17 protein-coding genes and 1 tRNA gene are annotated in these 19,345 nt (G+C 62.9%); 9 read left to right on the top strand and 9 right to left on the bottom strand.

Annotated features, from left to right (window positions below; genetic code table 11):
• Positions 1–262 precede the first annotated feature (262 nt).
• From RHPLAN_RS16010 to RHPLAN_RS15995, 4 genes are all read right to left on the bottom strand, one after another.
• Positions 263–2,056 carry a methyl-accepting chemotaxis protein gene (locus RHPLAN_RS16010; protein WP_068019776.1) on the bottom strand — a complete coding sequence of 598 codons (1,794 nt, stop codon included), beginning with the start codon at positions 2,054–2,056 and terminating at the stop codon, positions 263–265.
• Between the two features lie 269 nt (positions 2,057–2,325).
• Positions 2,326–4,047, bottom strand: a complete 1,722-nt coding sequence (locus RHPLAN_RS16005) for a TadG family pilus assembly protein (protein ID WP_084244987.1) — start codon at positions 4,045–4,047, stop codon at positions 2,326–2,328.
• On the bottom strand, positions 4,047–4,481 hold the full coding sequence (locus RHPLAN_RS16000) for a TadE/TadG family type IV pilus assembly protein (RefSeq protein WP_068019773.1): 435 nt from the start codon (positions 4,479–4,481) through the stop codon (positions 4,047–4,049). Before RHPLAN_RS16000 ends, RHPLAN_RS16005 begins: the two co-directional genes overlap by 1 nt.
• A 130-nt stretch (positions 4,482–4,611) precedes the next feature.
• On the bottom strand, positions 4,612–5,562 hold the full coding sequence (locus tag RHPLAN_RS15995; RefSeq protein WP_068019771.1) for a LysR family transcriptional regulator: 951 nt from the start codon (positions 5,560–5,562) through the stop codon (positions 4,612–4,614).
• A gap of 758 nt (positions 5,563–6,320) precedes the next feature.
• Between RHPLAN_RS15995 and RHPLAN_RS39400 the strand changes: the two genes are divergently transcribed.
• The 4 genes from RHPLAN_RS39400 (at position 6,321) to RHPLAN_RS15975 (ending at position 7,194) form a co-directional block, all read left to right on the top strand.
• Positions 6,321–6,394: transfer RNA gene (locus RHPLAN_RS39400), tRNA-Ser, on the top strand.
• A gap of 18 nt (positions 6,395–6,412) precedes the next feature.
• Positions 6,413–6,703: a hypothetical protein gene (locus tag RHPLAN_RS15985; RefSeq protein ID WP_157100298.1), complete on the top strand. Its 291-nt coding sequence runs from the start codon at positions 6,413–6,415 to the stop codon at positions 6,701–6,703.
• The gene (locus RHPLAN_RS15980; protein ID WP_068019765.1) at positions 6,700–6,966 is read left to right on the top strand and encodes a hypothetical protein; all 267 of its coding nucleotides are present in this window, start codon (positions 6,700–6,702) and stop codon (positions 6,964–6,966) included. Before RHPLAN_RS15985 ends, RHPLAN_RS15980 begins: the two co-directional genes overlap by 4 nt.
• A gap of 75 nt (positions 6,967–7,041) precedes the next feature.
• A complete protein-coding gene (locus tag RHPLAN_RS15975; protein ID WP_157100297.1) occupies positions 7,042–7,194 on the top strand; it encodes a hypothetical protein in 153 nt (50 codons plus the stop codon).
• A 57-nt stretch (positions 7,195–7,251) separates the two neighbouring features.
• On the opposite strand, the gene RHPLAN_RS15970 is transcribed toward RHPLAN_RS15975, so the two are convergent.
• From RHPLAN_RS15970 to RHPLAN_RS15955, 4 genes are all read right to left on the bottom strand, one after another.
• A complete protein-coding gene (locus RHPLAN_RS15970; RefSeq protein ID WP_068019761.1) occupies positions 7,252–8,094 on the bottom strand; it encodes a LysR family transcriptional regulator in 843 nt (280 codons plus the stop codon).
• A gap of 340 nt (positions 8,095–8,434) precedes the next feature.
• A complete protein-coding gene (locus tag RHPLAN_RS15965; protein ID WP_068019759.1) occupies positions 8,435–9,802 on the bottom strand; it encodes a sensor histidine kinase in 1,368 nt (455 codons plus the stop codon).
• Positions 9,792–10,460, bottom strand: coding sequence for a response regulator transcription factor (locus tag RHPLAN_RS15960; protein ID WP_068019758.1), 669 nt, complete (start codon positions 10,458–10,460; stop codon positions 9,792–9,794). The genes RHPLAN_RS15965 and RHPLAN_RS15960 overlap by 11 nt, the downstream gene beginning before the upstream one ends.
• Positions 10,461–10,486: 26 nt before the next feature.
• Positions 10,487–10,831: a PepSY domain-containing protein gene (locus RHPLAN_RS15955; protein WP_068019757.1), complete on the bottom strand. Its 345-nt coding sequence runs from the start codon at positions 10,829–10,831 to the stop codon at positions 10,487–10,489.
• A 188-nt stretch (positions 10,832–11,019) separates the two neighbouring features.
• Between RHPLAN_RS15955 and RHPLAN_RS15950 the strand changes: the two genes are divergently transcribed.
• The 5 genes from RHPLAN_RS15950 to RHPLAN_RS15930 all read left to right on the top strand — a co-directional run bounded on the left by RHPLAN_RS15950 (position 11,020) and on the right by RHPLAN_RS15930 (position 17,909).
• Positions 11,020–11,781: a S1 family peptidase gene (locus RHPLAN_RS15950; RefSeq protein WP_068031311.1), complete on the top strand. Its 762-nt coding sequence runs from the start codon at positions 11,020–11,022 to the stop codon at positions 11,779–11,781.
• A 177-nt stretch (positions 11,782–11,958) separates the two neighbouring features.
• Entirely contained in the window at positions 11,959–14,550 is a 2,592-nt protein-coding gene (locus RHPLAN_RS15945) for a coiled-coil domain-containing protein (RefSeq protein ID WP_157100296.1), read from the top strand.
• Positions 14,551–14,639: 89 nt separating this feature from the next.
• Positions 14,640–16,523 (top strand): CHASE3 domain-containing protein, encoded by a 1,884-nt coding sequence (locus RHPLAN_RS15940; RefSeq protein WP_068019752.1) that lies wholly within the window; start codon positions 14,640–14,642, stop codon positions 16,521–16,523.
• A gap of 435 nt (positions 16,524–16,958) precedes the next feature.
• The gene (locus tag RHPLAN_RS15935; RefSeq protein ID WP_068019751.1) at positions 16,959–17,174 is read left to right on the top strand and encodes a hypothetical protein; all 216 of its coding nucleotides are present in this window, start codon (positions 16,959–16,961) and stop codon (positions 17,172–17,174) included.
• Positions 17,175–17,693: 519 nt separating this feature from the next.
• Positions 17,694–17,909, top strand: a complete 216-nt coding sequence (locus tag RHPLAN_RS15930) for a hypothetical protein (protein WP_068019750.1) — start codon at positions 17,694–17,696, stop codon at positions 17,907–17,909.
• An 11-nt stretch (positions 17,910–17,920) separates the two neighbouring features.
• On the opposite strand, the gene RHPLAN_RS15925 is transcribed toward RHPLAN_RS15930, so the two are convergent.
• On the bottom strand, positions 17,921–19,330 hold the full coding sequence (locus tag RHPLAN_RS15925) for a cytochrome c peroxidase (RefSeq protein ID WP_068019748.1): 1,410 nt from the start codon (positions 19,328–19,330) through the stop codon (positions 17,921–17,923).
• Between the last annotated feature and the right edge of the window lie 15 nt (positions 19,331–19,345).

Below are 19,345 nucleotides of genomic sequence, written 5' to 3'. Positions count from 1 at the left end.
GCGAGTATCGCGGTTTTTAGCTCGCCGCGTCAGTAATTCTACTGACATCAATCGAACCATTGCGCATGGAGGCTATGCAAGATGGTTTTCGAGCCGACATCGCGATAAGTCCAAACACTCCCCAGCAGAAAATGTGCAGCAACTGTTCGTGCTGTTCACCTCTCCGTTTGTTTGATCAGTGCACAGCAAAAATCGCGTCTTTTGATAAACAGATTACGGGAACGTCAAAAGACACTCGCTCCGAACTGTCATGTACGATGCCTCACGCGCTCCGCCGCATGGAAGACACCGCAACAACCTTCGCTGAAGCCGCGGGAAAACCGCTTCCCGAGAGCGGCGCTTGAACCGTGCGCTGCGGATGGCCCGTGGCGATACTTTGCACGTTCTCCGAATCGGCCAGGATGAAGGTCGCGATCAATCCGTCCATGCTGGCGGCTTGTTCTTCAAGTGTCTTCGCTGTCGCAGCATTCTCTTCGACCAGCGCCGAATTCTGCTGCGTCACTTCGTCCATCTGAGCAATCGCCTTGTTGACCTGATCGATGCCGTTGGACTGTTCGCTGCTCGCCGCCGCGATATCAGCGACGACCTCGGCCACGCCCTTGATCGATTTGACGATCTCCTGAAGCTGACTGCCGGCGCGATTGACGAGATCGACGCCCTCCTTGACCTGACCCGTGCTGTTGTTGATCAGGTCCTTGATGTCTTTCGCAGCCTGCGAGGAACGTTGCGCAAGGCTTCGCACCTCGGAAGCCACCACGGCGAAGCCGCGCCCAGCATCGCCGGCGCGGGCGGCCTCGACCGCCGCGTTGAGCGCGAGCAGGTTGGTCTGCCGCGCGATCTCATCGATCACACCGATAATGTCGGCGATCTGCCGCGACGACCCCTCGATCTTCGACATCGCCGAAACGGCCTGGGCGACAACCGCGCCGCCCCGCTCGGCCATATCGCAAGTCGAGGACGAGGTCTGACTGGCGTTACGGGCATTCTCGGCGTTCTTCTTCACGGTCGATGCAATCTGCTCCATCGATGCCGACGTCTGTTCCAGGCTTGCCGCCTGCTCCTCGGTCCGCTGCGACATATCGGTGGTTGCGGTTGAAATGCCCGCCGCTGCATCGGCGACCTCGGCAGAAGAAGACTTGATCTGCGCAAGCACCTGGACGACTGTGTCGAGGAAGTTGTTGAAGCCCTCGCTCACCAGCTTCGTTGCGCCGGCCTTTCCCGCCAAAGGCAGGCGCTGCGACAGGTCCTTGTTCTGCGCCGCTTCGGAAACGAATTCCGCGATGGTCTGCAGCTCGGTGATGTCGGAGGCAAACTTGACGACCTTGTAGGGCTTGCCGTTCAAATCGTGAATGGGATTGTAGCTCGCCTGGATCCACACCTCCCGGCCGCCCTTCGCAATGCGCTTGTACTGACCGGCGTCGTATACGCCGCGACCAAGTTTGTCCCAGAACGCCTTGTATTCAGGACTTTCACGGTCGCTTGGCGTGACGAATATCCGGTGATGCTGTCCTTTGATCTCGTCGAGCGAATAGCCCAATGTCTTCAGGAAATTATCGTTGGCCGTGAGAATCGTGCCATTCAGGTCGAACTCGATCACCGCCTGCGACTTGCCGATCGCATCGAGCTGACCTTCGAAATTGGCGTTGCGCAGCTTCGACGCCGTGACATCGGTCGCGAATTTCACGACCTTGAACGGGTTGCCGGCGGAATCGAAAATCGGATTATAGCTTGCTTGAATCCAGATTTCCTTGCCGCCTTTGCCGATTCGCTTGTATTCGCCGGCATCGAATTCGCCCCGGCCGAGCTTGTCCCAGAACGCCTTGTACTCGGCGCTCTCGCGATCGGCGAGCGCGACGAACATCCGATGATGCTGGCCTTTGATCTCGTCCAGCGAATAGCCAACAGCAGCGAGAAAATTCTCGTTGGCGGTCAGAATTTTTCCTTGCAGATCGAACTCGATGACAGCTTGCGAACGATTGATGGCTTTGATCTGCCCGGTTAGGTCATCGTTTGCGGATTTGCGGGCTTCAATCTCAGATTTGCCTTTCCAGAACATCGGTATCCCCCGAAAGAAGAGCGTTGCAGTTTTCCAAGCCCACCTCTCCCGCACCGCCGCTGCACGCGGCTTTTTGATCACGCATTCTCCAGAACATAGACCTCATGACACGGATCGCAACGAAAACCGTACACGCCCGGCAGTTCGTTGGTCCGACGCATCCACGACACAAGCCGCATGGCCCCCGAGCATTTCCGGCAAAGCGGAGGCTCCATATCCTGCTGATCCGAGGCGTTCCTTGACTTCGCTGCGCTCATGACTGGTGGCTTTCAGTTGACCAGGACTGCGCCATCGCAGCGAATTCCAGGAACCCACACGTCAGCCTGGCCGATACCGACACCGAGCGCGGACAAAACGCTCGCCAGAAGCTGATCGATCGGCGACGTCGCGCCCGCCAAGATGTTCGCGACTTGGCTGGTCAGCACGCCGGGCAGACCGAGCCCGAGACCCAGCACATTGGCGTTGAGCTGCAGGCTGGCCAGCAACTGCGAGGTCAATGACGATGTAAAATTGGTGGTGGTGACGGTCTTCTTGGTCTGCTGACTGATGTCGGAATAGGAGAACGTCACGTTTTGGGGTGACATGTTGCTGATCGTGACATGGGCGAGCCCGGTGACCTGAAGCAGTCCCGCGGCATTGACCAGCATGGCCGCCGGAGGGTTTGGTGCGGACGTGAAATTATTGAACTGGGCACTCGACACATTCCCGATCCACGCATCGATGACAGACGGCGTCACGCCGAGCGATACCGTCGATGCGCTGACTGGAAAGGTGCAAGTCACATTGGTGAGCGATGCTGTGGCGGAGGCCAGTTCGACATAGATTGGAACGCTGACCGATGCGATGGAGCCTGTGCCTCCGACTTGCACCGTCAACAGAAGGCGGGTCTGGGCCGTGTGGACTTGTGCGCCGGCCATGCCGACCGTGATCCAGCTCGTGTTGATCGGACGCGCTCCGACGGAGAGCTGCAATGTCGCACCGAGGATGCCTGGAAGATTGACGCCAAGCGCCACGTTGGCCTGGTTTTGGCCATTGGCAATCTGTGCCGCCGCATTCAGCACATCGAGCGCCGAAACGGTGACAGAGGTTTTCGGCTTCTGCCCAAGCGGCATCGTGCTGTAGGGCCCAAGATTCACGAGAGGAGCAATGCTCATCTTGGTGGAGCCCCCTGAGTAAGAGCTTGCCACACTGCTCAGAGCACTCGCGGCACCACTCGCGCCGGGCACGTTCTGCTCGGTCGTCGCCAAAGCGTTCAGCACGGTGCCGACCTTGACGTTCGCACCGAGCACGGAATTGTAAGTGGGGCCGGTGATCTGCGCCGACGTCGCGATGGCGTTCACGAAATCGAACAGGTCGACCTTTGCGTTGATCAAGGACTGATAGTCCATCACCGACAACGACAGATTCGCGCCGAGCAGACCGCCCAAGACGCTGTTGAGAATGCCGTTGTTGATCTGGAGCAGCCGTGATCCGATCGCGAACTCGGCAAACGCGGACTGCGTGGCGATCGCCGAAGTCTTGATCGCAAAGCTGTCGGAGTGGGTCAGGACCTTGCCGAACAAAAGCTTGGTGGTGGTCTGCAACGTCACCCGCGCCGCATTGGCACCTGGTGCCGAAGACGGCGTGAACCGGGTGTTCGCTGCAACGGCGGCATTGGCCGTATAAGTCCCGAGTTCGACGGTGACCGAGGTGTCGCCGCCATAGCCGTTGCGCGAGACCGTTGCGTTGGCAGCCTTGACGGCGTTGGCGAGGTCGGAGGCCGCGGCCATGGCCGCGAGATCGACCGTGCCCTGCGCCTTGCGCCGATCCGTAAACATCTTGCCGACATCCACGGCCAGCGCTGCAAACCCCATCACCACAGTCATGAGCAGCGCGGCGATGACTGCGACATTGGCGCGTGTATCGCCCGTGAACCTGGCAAGTTCGAGCTTCGCAAGTTCGAGCCTGGCGAGCCCGATCCACCTCGATCCGGCGTTCGGGCGGAGGGTCATCAATAGCCGCCCCGCTGGATGGCCGCCGAACGCACGACTGTGGTCGGCGGCGACGGTACGAAGCTTGGCAGAGTGAAGACGACCATGCCCGATGCGTCGTAATTCAGCGTGACCGAGAACGTGCTCGTCGCCGGATCGGTGGCCGCGCTCTTCACCGTGAGTTTTTTTGCAGAAATCAGCGGATAGGACGCGACATTGGCGGCGATGTTGCTGCTTGCGAGCGATGCGCGCTCGCTGTCGCTCAGGCCGGCAACCCCCGCACGCGTCGCCTCGGCGGCGAGCTGCTGGACACTGTGAACGACGGCCAGATACGCGCCATATGATATGATGCCGAACAGGAGCATCACAAACACCGGCAGCACGATCGCAAATTCGATCGCCGATGTGCCCTCGCGGCACGCGACGTAGCGAAGCGACTCGGACCGTAATTTCATGGCAAGACAACTCGTGTGTGCAGTCCGATGTAGCGGGCTGCGCACTTTCGTCCGGTAAAGGGATTATCGACGCTCCTCAATGCGCGATCAGATTTGAAATCCAATCAAAATCGCTCATGCATCGACGAACTCAGCGCCATTGCGCCAGCTGCGACGATCTCGCGACGGAAAGAGTTCCGCCTGTCGTCCGATCCACCACGAGCCGCAACGGCTCCGCCGGTCTCGTCACCTCGATGACCGCGCGCACCAGGTCTCGTGCGGCGTGCTGGTCGAAATCGGGTCCAACAACCACACCGATCCGCACGGGCGGTAGCTTTGGCAGGAAACTCTCGCGCGCGATCTTGAGACGGTCGGTGACCGCCCGTTCCGGCAGCAAGGTGTATCCGAGGCCGCCCTCTGCAGCGATCATGCGGGCGTTGAAATCGGGGGTGGCAAACGACACCAGATAGTGGCGGCCGGCCCGTTCCAGCGCGGAGATCGCAATGTCGTCGACCGGATTGTTCAGCCAACTGAGGTAGGGGATGCGCTCATTGGGGCTGACGATCAAATTCGGCGAGCAGGCCCAGACCAGGGGCTCCAGCCACTCCTCCATGACCTCGAGGGTCTGCCCCTGCGACAGGAACAACACGGCAATATCGAGGTACCCGCCTTCGATGGCCCTGCTCAAGGCAACGGAGTCTTCGCAATGCAACTGGATTTGATGAGTCTTGCCGCTGGTGCGGCATTTATGATGTATCGGCAACAGGAGCCCGGGCGCGAGCGTCGTCGATATACCGATGCGCACAAGCCGCTCCGACGATTGCGCACCAGGCCGCGACAGAATCTGGTCATTGATCTGCAGAATGCGGCGAGCGTGTTGAGCGATCGATGCGCCGAGAGGCGTCAGCGAAAGACCGCCGCCCGATTTTACGAAAACATCGCCTCCCACGAGCTGCTCGAAGCGGCGAACCTGCGCGCTGATGGCCGATTGCGTCAGCCCGAGAACCGTCCCCGCCTTCGTGAAACTACCTTCGGCTTCAATGGCGACGAGCGTGCGCAGCAACTCGATCGGAATGTGGTTCCGGTCATATCGCCGATGCATGGATTGCCCCCTGTTTTCTCACTATTCCGATTCCGGATGCGAATTCCGGTGTCGCCCCCAAGATACCCGCTAAACCAATACGCGAATCACACCCCACCTCCATTCAAAGTTCGACGAAGAAGTTCTGACGCGCCATTTTTTATAACGCATGAAAAGAAGGTGATTGGAAACGCGCCAGCACGCAGATCTCCATCGTATCAAATGCAACCAAAACGAGTGATTACCCAGCCGTCGTATCATGCTCCGCCTAACAATCCGGAGCGCACAACGCGATTACTGTCGATGGGACATCGTTTTTGGAAATCAACAAATATCAATGAATCGCCGGCCCCGGGCGATGGTGCTCGGCTTCTATTGGCGAGGAAATGTCACGAAGAAATGGGCCTTGATCGCCGTTGCGTGCGCCGGCCTCCGCACGCACGCTTCTGCCGACCACAGCAGCAGGAGCACACCGGACGCCGAAGTGACCGCAATCTTTAAGAGCAATTTTATAAATCCACAACTTGGCACCAATTTCAACCTCGCGCGCCTGATATCGGGGTCAACGTGAATGTCAGCACCGGCGCGGACGGCGTGCTGCTCGGCTCCCTGAGCAGCAATCACCGCGGTCGGTAAGGCAGCCGCGATGCACGCGCCGCTGTAACCCACGCGCTGAATTGCGATTTCCGTGTCACGGAAGCAGACGAGCGTGTTCCACAAAAATCATTGTTGTCCGCGTTAAGCCGCGTTTGGCCGACGCCTTGTTATGCAACACTTGTGCGGGTGTAGCTCAACGGCAGAGCGCTTCCTAACCCAGGTCGAGACGGTGGTTCGACTCCATCTCCCCGCTCCAAAATACGGGAGCCCGTCGATGAACACGATCCAGATTCTGTTTCTCACCGCGATCGCTTTCGGCATTCTCAAAGTCGTTGCCGGATATTGCCAAGAGAGGGAAGGCATCCCGCCGCTCCTGTCGTCCATTCAGGAAGGTTTTTTCAATGTCCTGCGCTGGAGCATCCCGGCCGCCAGCGTTCTCTACGTCCTGTCGGAACACCTGCAGATCCGCGAGTACATGTACTTTGTGGTACCGGCGATCGTCGCCATTGTAGAGGTTGTCCGCCACGCCAGACCGAATTCCTCTTGGTACGGGCACGCAAGATGAGCTTTGGAAAGCGCAACGGCGCACTCAAACCCGAAGGACGGGCGCCGGCAAAAGCTCGCATAACTTCGGACTTTACCTATCGTGTCGCGCAGCGAAACGACCGCTGGGGCATTTGCACTCTCGAGGGACAATTTCTGGAGTGCGACAGTCGTGCCGAGGCGTGTGACGTCGCGAATGCCGCTGCAGAACTGCTCGGCGTGCGGGTCGAGGCAGAACCGCTGCAGCAACGCGGGGCCGCGCCCTGCGATCCGGTCAACCGTTAAACGATAAGCGTGGGCCGTCACGACCCAAATGACCGTCCCAGTGTGGGCGCCTTGTTCGTCCCGGGGGCTGTTGGCTTGCCGGGCGACATCGCCTTTCTGATCGGTCGCGCCGCGGATTGCCGCGAAGCGGCTGAGAACGCCAGAGACGCTCACGATCGGGAGCGTTGGTCCGAAATGGCGGATGGTCTTCTCTATATTGCGATATTGACCGCGCGCGACGAAACCTGACCACCGGCCATCGAATGCACTGGCTGCGTCTGCCGCAAGAGTTTCTCCGAGCACCGTTTACCGCGCGGCGTCTTGCAGACAACGTGTGAGAGTCTCGGCTTTTTCCTGCGCCAATTCTTCGCCGACCATGACGCTGAAGTGGATGTGAGATACCGAAGGCAGATACGGCGCATCGGCAATCTTGACGTCCGCGGGCGCAGCCCGCAGAGGCATCAACCGGTATCCGAGCCCCGAGGACACGGCTTGCATATGCGAGGTCAGATCGGCGGCCACGAAAACCGTCTCATACCGGGTGTTCGCCAGCCTGAACGCATGCTGAGCAATTTCGTCCTCGGCGGACCCCGGCCAGCTCAGCCACGGTAAGGGCTTGCTGGGATCGTGTTCGAAGGATTTCGAACTGGTCCAAACCATCGGTTCTGACCACCCGGCGCGGGCGTCCGGGCGTGGAGACGACGACAGGATCAGCACGGCATCCAAATGGCCGGCCTCGAAACGTTTCAGAAGATTGGTGCTGGTGTCACAGTGATAGCGGATGCCGTCCAGACCTGCCTCACGGCACGACGATACGATTTTTCGCAAAACGCTGCCGGAATAGAGCATCGAAATGCCGACACGTGACTCGGCGCTGAAGCCGCCAATGAGCTGGTCATTCATCGCGACAATTCTGCGAGCGAACGACGCGACCCATTCGCCGCGCTTGGTGAGGGTAATGTTGAGTTTCCCCGGCTCAAAAACATCATCGCTGAGGATGCTTTTCAGGCGCTTCATTTGGGCGCTGATGGCCGACTGCGTCAAAGCAAGCTCGCGTGCAGCATTGGTGAAGCTGCCCCGGTCGAGGATGACGACGAGCGACCGAAGAATCTCGATGGGTACGTTCGTGGGCTCGTGCCGACGGTGCATGTCACTCTCTAGTAAACACTCTCAAAGGTTGCATTTCACAGACGCGCTATCATCCCTAATCTTTTGTCGTATAGGCGACACAAGGATGACTGAGCCCAATCGCCCTCAGAAACGACGCGTGGGCTAGGTCCCGCGGAATGACCTCCGCGATTAGACGCAAGCGCCGAGAGTTCGGTTTTCCGAGCCGACAGCCGCGCCACTTTGGCCACGCAAGAGCCAATCTCAGCCGCCGCGAACGACACGACCTGCTCGCCTGCCTACCAAGCACAGGCTGCATTCAGTTCCAGGCACAACCTGATAAGCGGGACTTCGCGGATGCGGTATCCGTCCGAATACGTACTCAACCCGCCGGAAGCACGAGTTCAGCACGCAACCCGCCGATCGGCGCGGTGCCGAGATTGAGTGCGCCGCCGTAAAGCCGCGCGAGCTCGACCACGATAGAGAGACCGAGACCTGAGCCCGGCTTGCTCTCGTCAAGCCGCTGGCCGCGGCGGGCCACCTGCTCGCGCTGCGCGGGCGAGAGCCCCGGCCCGTCGTCGTCGACCACGATACGCACCGCCTGGCGGCTGGGCTCGGGCCGCTCCAGCAGCACCTCGATTGAAACGCGCGAGCTTGCCCATTTGCCTGCATTGTCCACGAGATTGCCGACCATCTCTTCCAGGTCCTGACGCTCGCCGCGGAAGCGCGCCTCGCCCTGCACGTCAATCGCGATCTCGAGATCCTTGTCGCGCTGGGTCTTCTCGATGGTGCGCGCCACCGCCTGCACCACCGGCACCACATCGGTGATGGTGCCGACCACGGCAACGCGGGCCGCGATCCGCGCGCGCTCGAGATGCCGCGTCACCTGATCGCGCATGATTCCGATCTGCTCCGAGACCTTGCCGGCGAGCGGATCGTCGGGCCGCGCCGCAGCCTCGTTCATCATCACCGAGAGCGGCGTCTTCAGCGCATGGGCGAGATTGCCGACATGCGTGCGGGCGCGTTCGACGATCTCGCGATTCGAGTCGAGCAGCGCATTGGTTTCGCGCGCGAGCGGCTCGATCTCGACCGGAAACCGGCCTTCGAGCTTTTCGGCCGTGCCGGAGCGGATGGCGGCCAACCCGCGCGAGATGCGAACGAGCGGCGCGAGACCGAACCGCACCTGGAACAGCGTGGTCAACAGCAAGACCGCGGCGAGCAGCATGAAGGTCGTGGCAATGGCCCAGTTGAACGCCGTGATCTCGTCGTCGAGTTCGGCGGCGTCACCCGCCACCGCGACGAGAAAGCGGCCGTCGTCGCCCAAGTCCACATCGCGCTCGACGAGTCGCAGCCGCTGATCCTCCGGCCCCTGCACATAAGCCTTGCGGGCGCCGTCCGGCTCCGGCACCGCCTGCGGCTCGACATGCGGCAGGGTGCGATCCCACAACGAGCGCGACGAGGTGATCTCGGGCTTGGTGCGGTCGAGCCGCGTCACCTGCCAGTACCAGCCGGACAACGGAAGCTCGAACAGCGGCTCGCCGAGCATCTGACCGGTCTTCTCGATCGGGATGTCGGGCGACGCAAGGTCGGCGATCAGCGTCTTCAGATAAACGCCAATGCGGCGGTCGAAGCCGCGCTCGACCGAGTTGCGATAGAGCCCGGACAGCGCGAAGCCGGTGACGAGCAGAATGAGTGTGGTCCAGACCGTCGCAGAAAGGAACAGCCGCAGCGCAAGCGAGTTAGCGCGCATCGGGAGGTGTCAAAAGATATCCGAGCCCACGCACCGTCTGGACGATATCGACACCAAGCTTCTTGCGGATGCGGCCGACGAACACCTCGATGGTGTTGCTGTCGCGGTCGAAGTCCTGATCGTAGAGATGTTCGACCAGCTCGGTGCGCGACACCACGCGGCCGGCGTGGTGCATCAGGTAGGACAACAGCCGGTATTCGTGGCTCGTGAGCTTCACCGGATTGCCGTCAACCGCAACGCGTCCAGTACGGGTGTCGAGCCGCACCGGCCCACAGTTGAGTTCGCTCTTGGCATGGCCGGCCGAGCGGCGCAGCAACGCGCGGATGCGCGCCAGCACCTCCTCGAGATGGAACGGCTTGGCGACATAGTCGTCGGCGCCGGCGTCGAAGCCCTGCACCTTGTCGCTCCAGCGGTCGCGGGCGGTCAGCATCAGCACCGGCATGGCGCGGCCGGCCCGGCGCCAGGACTCCAGCACCGAGATGCCGTCCATTTTCGGCAGGCCGATGTCGAGGATCACGGCGTCGTAGGGCTCGGTCTCGCCGAGATAGTGCCCTTCTTCGCCGTCAAAGGCGCGATCGACCACATAGCCCGCATCGGTCAGGGCCGTGGCCAGTTGCCGGTTGAGGTCGGGATCGTCCTCGATGACGAGGAGACGCAAGGAGATTCCTCCAAATCAGGGCGCCGTCAAAGCGCGTCAACGACCTTGCCGCTGGTCGCGTCGACAGTCATGTGGGTGACTTTGCCATCCCGCGACAAGACTGTCAGCAGATAGACGAGGCCCTTTTCCTCCCGGCAGAGCTTGGCGTTAACGACCTCGCGAGGGCCGTGACCGCCGCGAGCGGTGCCACGGGCCGTGCGAATCGCCTGCGCCAGCGTAACAGCATGGCCGGTGGAAATCGCCGCCCGTTGTTCGGATTTGCTGAGACAAGCGCGAGCTTCGTCCGCTGCTTGTGCCGGGATCGCCCGGGCAGCGGAAACAGCAGCGAGAACGAGCGCTATGCCAGCGAACCGCACCATGCGTTCCGTCATATGAACCGCCCGGTGAATGCCGCATGAACGGTCGATCATTTTCTTTTGAACACCAGCCCGCCGACGGCCGCGAGCGACCGCTGACGTAGTTGCGAACTGCGTCCAAACAAGTCCGGAAATCGGCCATCAACAAGGCAGGCCGGCCCTCGATTGACAACCGTCGGGCGGACGGCTTGATCGGCGCTGCCATGCGCCGCCCCCTCCTCGCCTTCGCATTCTCGCTGGTTTGCAGTTCGCACGCGTTCGCGCTGGTCGGAAACGCAACCGTTGTCCGCACGGCAGCCGTCGGCCGCCACATCGTGATGATCGTGTCGACGCGCGGCAATCTCTGCACCGGCACAGCAATCGCGCGCGATCTTGTCCTCACCGCCGGACACTGCGTGGCGCCGCCTGCGACCTATCGCGTGTTCCTGCCCGGCATTGCTCCACCGGGACTGCCGCTCAAAAGCGTCGTGGTTCATCCGCGCTACAATCCGAAGGACTACGCGTCGGGCCGCGTCACCGCCGATGTGGCGCTGCTGAAGGTCGATGGTGGATTGCCGGCCGAGATTCTTCCGGCGGCGATCGCCACGCCCTCCACCGTCGCGCCGGGGGACCGCTTCGTCATCGCAGGCTTTGGCAGCACGGTTGCCAATAGCGATACCGGCCAGGGCACGCCGCGCGCCGCCGTGCTGATCGCAACCGGCAAGCCCGGCACGTTGCAGATCCGGCTGGTCGATCCGGACATGCGCGGCGAGCGCGCCGGCCTCGGCGCCTGCACGGGCGATTCCGGCGGCCCCGCTTTCATCAACAACACCGGAAGCTATTCGGTGATCGGCGTGGTGAGCTGGTCGACCGGGCCTGCCAACACGGCCGGCTGCGGCGGGCTCACCGGCGTCACGCCGCTGACTTTGCATCGCGCCTGGATCGAGGAGACGGCGCGGAAGCTCGGCTCGCCGCTTGCGCCATGAGATTCATTGGTGGGTCCTGCTGCCGCTACCGCACACGCGAAGTACCGCTTTTTACGCTGTGAATCTGAACAGCCCTTCATGTGGTCGCGTTGCCTGCCCCTCCGGCGGGTTATAAATTGACAGTTTGTTCGGACGCCCGCGCGGGCGACAGGAATTGCGATGGCTCGGGTGGCGACGATGCGGCGTTCCGCATTTCTGGCGACGGTGGCGGTCCTGATGGCTGTGGGCCAATCAGCGCGCCCTGCGCAAGCCGTGGAGCTGCGCGATGTATCCGGCTGGTGGATCGCGATCGACGACACGCTCCCCAAGCAATGGAAGTCCGGCGCCATCACGCCGATGGAAGAGGTGCTGCAGATCAACCCGGATGGCCGCGTCACCGACCGCGTCATGAACTTCTGGGCTGGCAGCCATCGCAGCTGCCTTGAGAACAAGGTGTGCAGCGATCTGCCACAGGTCGCCACTGCCAGACTCAAAGTGAACACGAACCGCTTGAGCTTCATTCAGGTGGTGCCGAGCAACGCCCGCCTCGACACCCCCACCGGCGAGGCGCTGGTGCGGCAGGATGCCGTCACCGCGGTCGCGAACTGGACCGTCACGCTCGACAGCGACCGGCTGACGCTGCGCGGCGCGACGCCGGCCAAGACCCGTATCTTCGCTCGCATCGATTTCGACCGCCTGCGCAAGCTTCGCGCCGCGATGCAGGTCACCGGCTGGCAGCCCAAGGATCACTGGCGCTGCTTCCTCGGCAACGCCATGGCGCGTGACAAGGCTTTCGCGCCATTGCAAGCCAACCGCGCCTACAGCCCGCCCGACTTCCTCGAGCGCTATCTCAATTTTGCGAGCTATCTCGGCGCGATCAAAGCCGCGATATCCGATCCGGCGATCGACGAAAGCAACGCAGAACGCGTCAAGCTTCTGTCGGTCGAACCCGAAGAGCTGATGGTGGCGCACGTTGACGGCGTGCTGCGGCCGCCGGCGGTCGAGGATCGCGCGCGCCTCAACGCGGTGCTGCGTTACGTCGACGATCACGCCCGGGCGCTGCTCGCCTCCAATGCCGCGACCGCAACCGCGGCCCAGGCAAAATCGCACGCCGGTGCCACAGCCCAGGAGGCCGCGAGGCTCGATGGCATTGCCAAGAGCGCGGCTGCCGCAGCGGCCGACGCGCAGGCGAAAGCGAAAGCAGCCGCGACCGCGTTGTCGCAAGCGCGCGATGCTTCGAATGCCCAGGCCGAGGTGGCGAAAGACACGTCCGAAGCGCTGCGCGTGGCCGAAATCGAGACCACGGCGCGGCAGGGTGCCACAACCGTGGCGCTCGCGGCGCTCGAGACCGCGCAGCGCGCCGTCGCCGAACAACAGAAAAAGGTCGATGCGCAGAGCCGCAGCTTGGCCGATCTGCAGCAGAAACTCGACCTGGCGATCCGCCAGGCCGCCGATTTGCAACAGAAGGCCGGCGCCGCGCAGTCCGCCGCCACCGCGCAGCAGCGCAAGGCCGACACCGCGGCAGTCGAGGTGACCGAGCAGCAGCGCAAGCTTGAGGCCGCCAAGGTGGTGGCCGAGACCGAGCAGCAGAAATACCAGGGGGCCAAGGGCACAGCCGACGTCCAGCAGGATTTCAGCAACAAGCTTGCGGACGCGGCACGCGAGTTCACCGAAGGGCTCGCCACCCTGCAAAAGAGCGCTGACGACGCGACCGCGACGCTGAACCGCACCATGGCAGCGGCAGAGCAGCTCTCCGATGCCGGCAAATCCGACTCGGCAATCGCCGACGCCGCCCGCGATGCCGCCGATGCGGCTTCGACGATACAGGCTGCGCTGAAAGTCACTGTCGCTTCGATCAAGATGGCCACGGCTGCGCGGGATCGCGCGCAATCAACCGCCAGCGCAGCGGCCGCGCTTTCGGCGCAACTCGGGCGCGCCGCGCAGGATGCGCAGGCCATAGCGACCGCGGCGGCGAATGCCGCCACGGCCGCCGAGACCGCCCGCGACCAGGCCAAGTCTGCCTCCGAGGCCGCCGCCAAGGAAGCCGCGAGGCTTTTGAACGCCGCCCGGACTGCCGAGCGTCTGTCGACCGAAGGCCGCGACGCTTCGCGCAACGCCGAAACCGCGCGCGATGAGGCCAAGACAGCGCTCGCAAACGAGGCCCGCGAAGCCGCGCGCATCACCTCTCTGGCGCAGTCCGCATCGCTGCAATCGAGCGATGCCCGGCACGCCGCCGACGCGGCGGCCGCCTTCCGCGACCTGGCGCGTGCCGATGCGGAGGCCGCGACACGCGAGGCCTCACGCCGCGCCGATCTGGTGCAGAACGCCATCAAAACGGCGGCCGCGGCCGACGAGGTTCAGAAGGCAGCGACGGCGCGCGAGCTGCAGACGAAAGGCCCGGCTGAGCAGGCCGCACAGGCTTCTGCCAAGGCCAATGTCGAATCCCAGCAGGCATCGAAGGCCGCGAGCGTGGCGCTCGAAGCCATGCGGACCGTCGCGGCGAGCCAGCCCAAGACCGAGAATCTGCCGGTCATCACCGGTGCCGACATCGCGGCCTATGCCGAGGTGTTTGGCGAGAGCGACGCCGCCAAGCGGCTGTTCTGCCGCGGCAGCTACACGGTCGGCGCCGCGGAACCGCACGGTGAGGCGTCGGACGGCGCGCCGGCCGCGACAATGGCTCTGTCGGCGCCGCAGGCCGGCGGAGCGCCCGCTGCCGTCAAGGTCTCGGCCCCCGCGGAACCCGCGGCGGTCCCGCTGCCCCTCGCCAGGCCGCCTGCGCTGCGTCGTTAAGCCAAGCCCAGGCCCCACAACGCGATCCTTGTCCGGCCAGACGGCGTTGCCATATCCTGCGCCGGGGCTTCTCAGGCTGATTCCACTTCATGCCGGTACGTTTCAGGTCGCTTATCGATGTGAGCCTCAGGCGGCTCAACTTCAGCCTCGTCGCAAGCACCGTGCTCGCCGCCATCCTGGTCGGGGTGGCGTTCTGGTTCGTGGCACTCCAGCAAAGCGAACACGACCGGGTGCGCCGCACCCTCGAGGTTCGCAATCAGATCGCCCAGGTGGTGACACTGATCCAGCGCGCTGAATCCGGCCAGCGCGGTTATCTGTACACGGGGCGCGAGCTCTATCTGACGCCCTACGAGGCCGCCGCCGAGGCGATCCCCCGCGCGCTCGGCGAGCTTGAGAAGCTCGTTGGCGACAACCCGGCGCAACAGGATGCAGTCCGCCGACTGCGGCAAATCACCGCCGACAAGCTCCTCGAGGTGCGCAGCACGGTCGAGCTCAAGCGGTCCGGCGACAACGACCGCGCGCTCTCCGTGGTCAACAGCGACAGCGGCCAGAATCTGATGGACGAAATCCGCACACTGGTCGGACGGATGGAGCAGGAGGAAAACGGTCTGCTGCAAAAGCGGCAGGCCGCCCAGCAGCTCTATGGCGTGCTGCTCGAATCCGGAGCGGCGCTGGCCTTTGTGCTGATCTGCGCGTCTGCGGTGTTCGGCGCCATGCTGACGCGCCGCTCGTTCGCCGCGATCGACAGCACCCACCGGCAGCTCGTCGACACCAACGAAGAACTGCTGAAGCAGATCAGCCAGCGCGAAACCGCGGAAAGCCAGCTCCGCCAGGCGCAGAAGATGGAGGCGATCGGACAGCTCAGCGGCGGCATCGCGCACGACTTCAACAACATGCTCGCCGTGATCTCCGGCAGCCTCGAACTGATGAAGCGGCGGATCACTGCTGGAGACTTCAACATCGACCGGCAGCTCAGCGCGGCGCTCGAAGCCGCCAAGCGCTCCGCTTCGCTGACACAACGGCTGCTCGCCTTCGCACGCCGTCAACCGCTGGCGCCGCAACCGATCGATGCCAACCGGATGATGGCCAATATGTCGGACCTGTTGCGGTCGACGCTTGGCGAGCAGATCCAGATCGAGACCGTCAAGGCCGGCGGCCTGTGGACCTCCCGGGCCGATCCGCATCAACTCGAGAACGCCATCCTCAACATCGCGATCAACGCCCGCGATGCGATGCCCGACGGCGGCCGTCTGACCATCGAAACCGCCAACGCCTATCTCGACGAGGCCTATGCCCGCGACAACACCGACGTCGAGCCCGGCCAGTACGTCATGGTGGCCATCACCGACACCGGCACCGGCATGTCCGCCGAAACCGTCAGTCGCGTGTTCGACCCGTTCTTCACCACCAAGCCGGCTGGCACTGGCACCGGACTGGGCCTCAGCCAAGTGTTCGGCTTCGTCAAGCAATCGCACGGTCACGTCAAGATTTACTCCGAGCTCGGCGCCGGCACGACGATCAAGATCTATCTGCCGCGTTTCATAGGTGAGGCTGCCGCCGCGCCCCCGCCCTCTGCCGCAGCAGTCAGCAGCGGCAACGCCCGCGAGGTCATCCTTGTGGTGGAGGACGACGAGTTGATGCGGCGCACGACGATGGAGAGTCTCACCGCGCTCGGCTATACCGCGCTCGATGCGGAAAGCGCGGCACAGGCGCTCGCGGTGCTGGAGCTCCGCAACGATATCGCGCTCCTGTTCACCGATGTCGTGATGCCCGAGGTCAACGGCAAAACGCTGGCCGACGAAGCACTGCGCCGAAGGCCCGATCTCAAGGTCATCTACACCACCGGCTACACACCCAATGCCGTTGTGCATGGCGGCGTGCTCGATCCCGGCGTTCAGCTTCTGAGCAAGCCGTTTACGCTCGAGCAGCTCGCGACCAAGGTGCGCACGGTGCTCGACAAGCAGGATGCTTGAATACGCGCGGCAGCGCTCAACAAAGAAAGCCCCAGCCGGCGTGTCGATGCCGGCTGGGGCTTTGCCTAAGGCCGCGAGAGGCGCTTCGCTTCATCGGCTTAAGGCTTTTTGAATCGCGCAGTCCAACGGTCGCCTCGATAGCGAAGATTTGCGGCAGTTTTGCAAAAGCGCAGGACTCGCAAACGCCATAATCAAACGAAAGCGTTCACAACAGAGTGAATCCGCCGCACGCCCGACAGTTTGACGAGAAATTGACGCCACATCGGCGCCAATTGCGCCGGGGCGCACGCTTCGCCTCATCTCTCATTGGAATAAAGAGAGAATTGTCGGCCAGCCTTCATGAAACGGCATGATCGTGCCGTTTCATGAAGGGAACCCACGCCCGCGCCGCTGGTTGTGACATCGACGTTGCAGAGGCAACAAGGAGTCTTGACCATGGCACGGACCATGATCCGGTGCCGCTACACCGGCAACTACATCATCAGCAACCATAACGCCGGCGCATCGACCGACATGTTCAGCGGACGCATCTTTTGTCCGTACTGCAACACCGAGCATGTCTGGAGCAGCGTGGAAACGAGCGGCAGCGGAAGCGGCGATGAGCCGCAGCCTTCAGCACGGCGCAGGGCACTCGTGCGCCAAGCAAGCTGAAAGCCGTTCGCTCGAATGGTGACGCTTCAGGCGGTGCGGTTGCCGATCAGGAAGCCGACACTGCCAGCGAGAGCATGGCGTCGCAGCCGCCGTGCCACTCGGCTCCAGAATCGGCGATGCTCGGCTCCGCCCCGCGCACGCGCCGAATTCCGCGCAATGCCATAGGCGGCTGCGCCATACCGGTCGTGCATATCAACCACTGCAAGTTCGATCTGCCGACGATACTCAAACCTGCGACTCCACCACAGCGCCAGCCAACCCGAGCCTTGCCGCTCCCCAGCCTGCATCCCCATCAAGGCTTCGATTAATCTGAGTCGCTCGCGCTTGTGGAGACTTTACATTCTGTGGGTTGCATCTTTGGAAAGTGCCGATTCGCGATTCGAATTCGGCCGTCCAATCATGTCCGAGATCGGGCAGTGCCTGCCGACATCGCCCCATTCCTGTCGGCAGCAGGCCACACTTGGCTGCCCCTATGAATGAAGGCTGGGACGGGCGAATCGTTCAACGCGGGGACCATCGATGATGAATGTGGAAAGCTACCGTGAATACGCCGCCGACTGCATGCTCCGGGCGCAGAGCGAGCAGACGCCGGGGGATCGCATCATCGTCCTCAATATGGCGCTGGCCTGGTTGAGGCTCGCCCGCTTGACGGAAACGCTCAGGGACGAACCGCCGCAGGACACGGAGCCCGTTGCCGAAGACGTGCGGGAGGACGAAGAGGCACTCGCCTCGTAGGCGGGCAGCGCCTAACGGGCCTGCCCGTCCGAGGCAGGTCCGTTCGGCGGTTGCAGCATCTGCCGCATCGCGCCGTAATGGGCGTCGCTGACGCCGGAGTTGAACAGCGTCCAGGCCTGCGCCTTCTTGAGCAGCGCCGGCACCTGGATGAAGGTCTGGTCGCTGAAGCTCTGATACTCGGCCGCCGCCTTGTCGAAATCGCCGGCCGCGGCCGCGATTTCGATGCGGCGCAGATTGAGCACCAGATCCTTCACCGCATTGCGTGCGGCGCGGCGTTCATCGAGCCCGCCGTCCACTGCGGTGTTCTTGTGGTCTGGAATGCGCTCGGCGAGTTCGCGAAGCTCGGCACCCACAGTGGTCGCCACCATCGAGATGACCGCGGTGTCGCGTGCCGGAATGGCAAGCAGCAGCACGCTGGAGAAATCGTTGACCTCTTTCATGCGCAGTGCGCCGTTGTCGCGCTCGTATGGCCGGTCGGCATCGCCCACGGCGTTGAGGTAGGCGACCAGATCCGTCTTGTCCTGGCTGGAATAGCCGAGATCGAAGTAATCATCGAAATGATCGACGACCTCGTCGTAGCTGGCGTAACGGCCGTCGTGAAAGTACGTACCGTTGAAATTGGCGTTCATGAGTGTCGGCGTCTTGAACAGTCCGCCGGAGCCTACGTCATGCTGCGCATGATCGACGAAGGCGCCGGTCGGCACGTGGCAGCCGGCGCAGCTCAAGTTCGCCTGGTTGCGGAATGGTCTGAAGAACAGCGTCTCGCCGCGGCGCTCGGACTGGTTGGCCTGGGGACTGAGCCGCCCGCCGGCGCCGATCCGCGGATTCGGCAGAAAATCGATGTCATTGATATATGCCACCAACGCATCGAGGATTGCCGGCTCGGGCTCGGCCCCGGCGAATTCGTTGACGATGACGTTGCGGACGAACTCACGCAGCGAGCCGATGCGGCCGTCATTGCCATAGGGCGCGAGATATCGCGCACCGCGCAGGCTCGGGATACGCACCGGATTGATCTGCGCGTCGTATGTCTTGGGGTTGAACAGCAGGCTCGTGGTGTCGAAGTTGCCGGGCCGCGTCGACAGGCCCGGCACGAACAGCTTGCCGTTGCCCGCACCGTTGACGTGACAGGTGCCGCAGCTCAGCGCCGCCTGCCGCGCGGCACCGCCGAACAGCGTCGGCGAATGGAACGCCATGTCGCCGAGGTTGACCAGGTGCGATTTCTTGCCGCCGAACGCCTCGCTGTGGAACAGCTCGCGCGGCCGATTGAGCGCTTCCTCGTTGAACTCGGTGCCGGCCGGCAGCGTCGTATCATTACCGTTCAACGGAAATGTGTTCGCGTCGCGCAGCGGCAGAACGGCGAGGACGCCGAAGGTGGCAAGACAAAGGGTCGCAAGGCAGATCGTCAGCCGGAGCTTCATGGCGATATCACTTCA

Origin of the sequence: Rhodoplanes sp. Z2-YC6860 (assembly GCF_001579845.1) — a bacterium.
Taxonomy (GTDB): domain Bacteria; phylum Pseudomonadota; class Alphaproteobacteria; order Rhizobiales; family Xanthobacteraceae; genus Z2-YC6860.
The sequence above is the reverse complement of the archived record's forward strand: the minus strand, read 5'-3'. Positions and strand labels throughout refer to the sequence as shown.

Excerpts from the sequence above, each read along its gene's own strand:
- RHPLAN_RS16010 (WP_068019776.1), bottom strand. The coding sequence starts at position 2,056 with ATGTTCTGGAAAGGCAAATCTGAGATTGAAGCCCGCAAATCCGCAAAC.
- RHPLAN_RS16005 (WP_084244987.1), bottom strand. The coding sequence starts at position 4,047 with ATGACCCTCCGCCCGAACGCCGGATCGAGGTGGATCGGGCTCGCCAGG.
- RHPLAN_RS16000 (WP_068019773.1), bottom strand. The coding sequence starts at position 4,481 with ATGAAATTACGGTCCGAGTCGCTTCGCTACGTCGCGTGCCGCGAGGGC.
- RHPLAN_RS15995 (WP_068019771.1), bottom strand. The coding sequence starts at position 5,562 with ATGCATCGGCGATATGACCGGAACCACATTCCGATCGAGTTGCTGCGC.
- RHPLAN_RS15985 (WP_157100298.1), top strand. The coding sequence starts at position 6,413 with ATGAACACGATCCAGATTCTGTTTCTCACCGCGATCGCTTTCGGCATT.
- RHPLAN_RS15980 (WP_068019765.1), top strand. The coding sequence starts at position 6,700 with ATGAGCTTTGGAAAGCGCAACGGCGCACTCAAACCCGAAGGACGGGCG.
- RHPLAN_RS15970 (WP_068019761.1), bottom strand. The coding sequence starts at position 8,094 with ATGCACCGTCGGCACGAGCCCACGAACGTACCCATCGAGATTCTTCGG.
- RHPLAN_RS15965 (WP_068019759.1), bottom strand. The coding sequence starts at position 9,802 with ATGCGCGCTAACTCGCTTGCGCTGCGGCTGTTCCTTTCTGCGACGGTC.
- RHPLAN_RS15955 (WP_068019757.1), bottom strand. The coding sequence starts at position 10,831 with ATGACGGAACGCATGGTGCGGTTCGCTGGCATAGCGCTCGTTCTCGCT.
- RHPLAN_RS15950 (WP_068031311.1), top strand. The coding sequence starts at position 11,020 with ATGCGCCGCCCCCTCCTCGCCTTCGCATTCTCGCTGGTTTGCAGTTCG.
- RHPLAN_RS15945 (WP_157100296.1), top strand. The coding sequence starts at position 11,959 with ATGCGGCGTTCCGCATTTCTGGCGACGGTGGCGGTCCTGATGGCTGTG.
- RHPLAN_RS15940 (WP_068019752.1), top strand. The coding sequence starts at position 14,640 with ATGCCGGTACGTTTCAGGTCGCTTATCGATGTGAGCCTCAGGCGGCTC.
- RHPLAN_RS15935 (WP_068019751.1), top strand. The coding sequence starts at position 16,959 with ATGGCACGGACCATGATCCGGTGCCGCTACACCGGCAACTACATCATC.
- RHPLAN_RS15930 (WP_068019750.1), top strand. The coding sequence starts at position 17,694 with ATGATGAATGTGGAAAGCTACCGTGAATACGCCGCCGACTGCATGCTC.
- RHPLAN_RS15925 (WP_068019748.1), bottom strand. The coding sequence starts at position 19,330 with ATGAAGCTCCGGCTGACGATCTGCCTTGCGACCCTTTGTCTTGCCACC.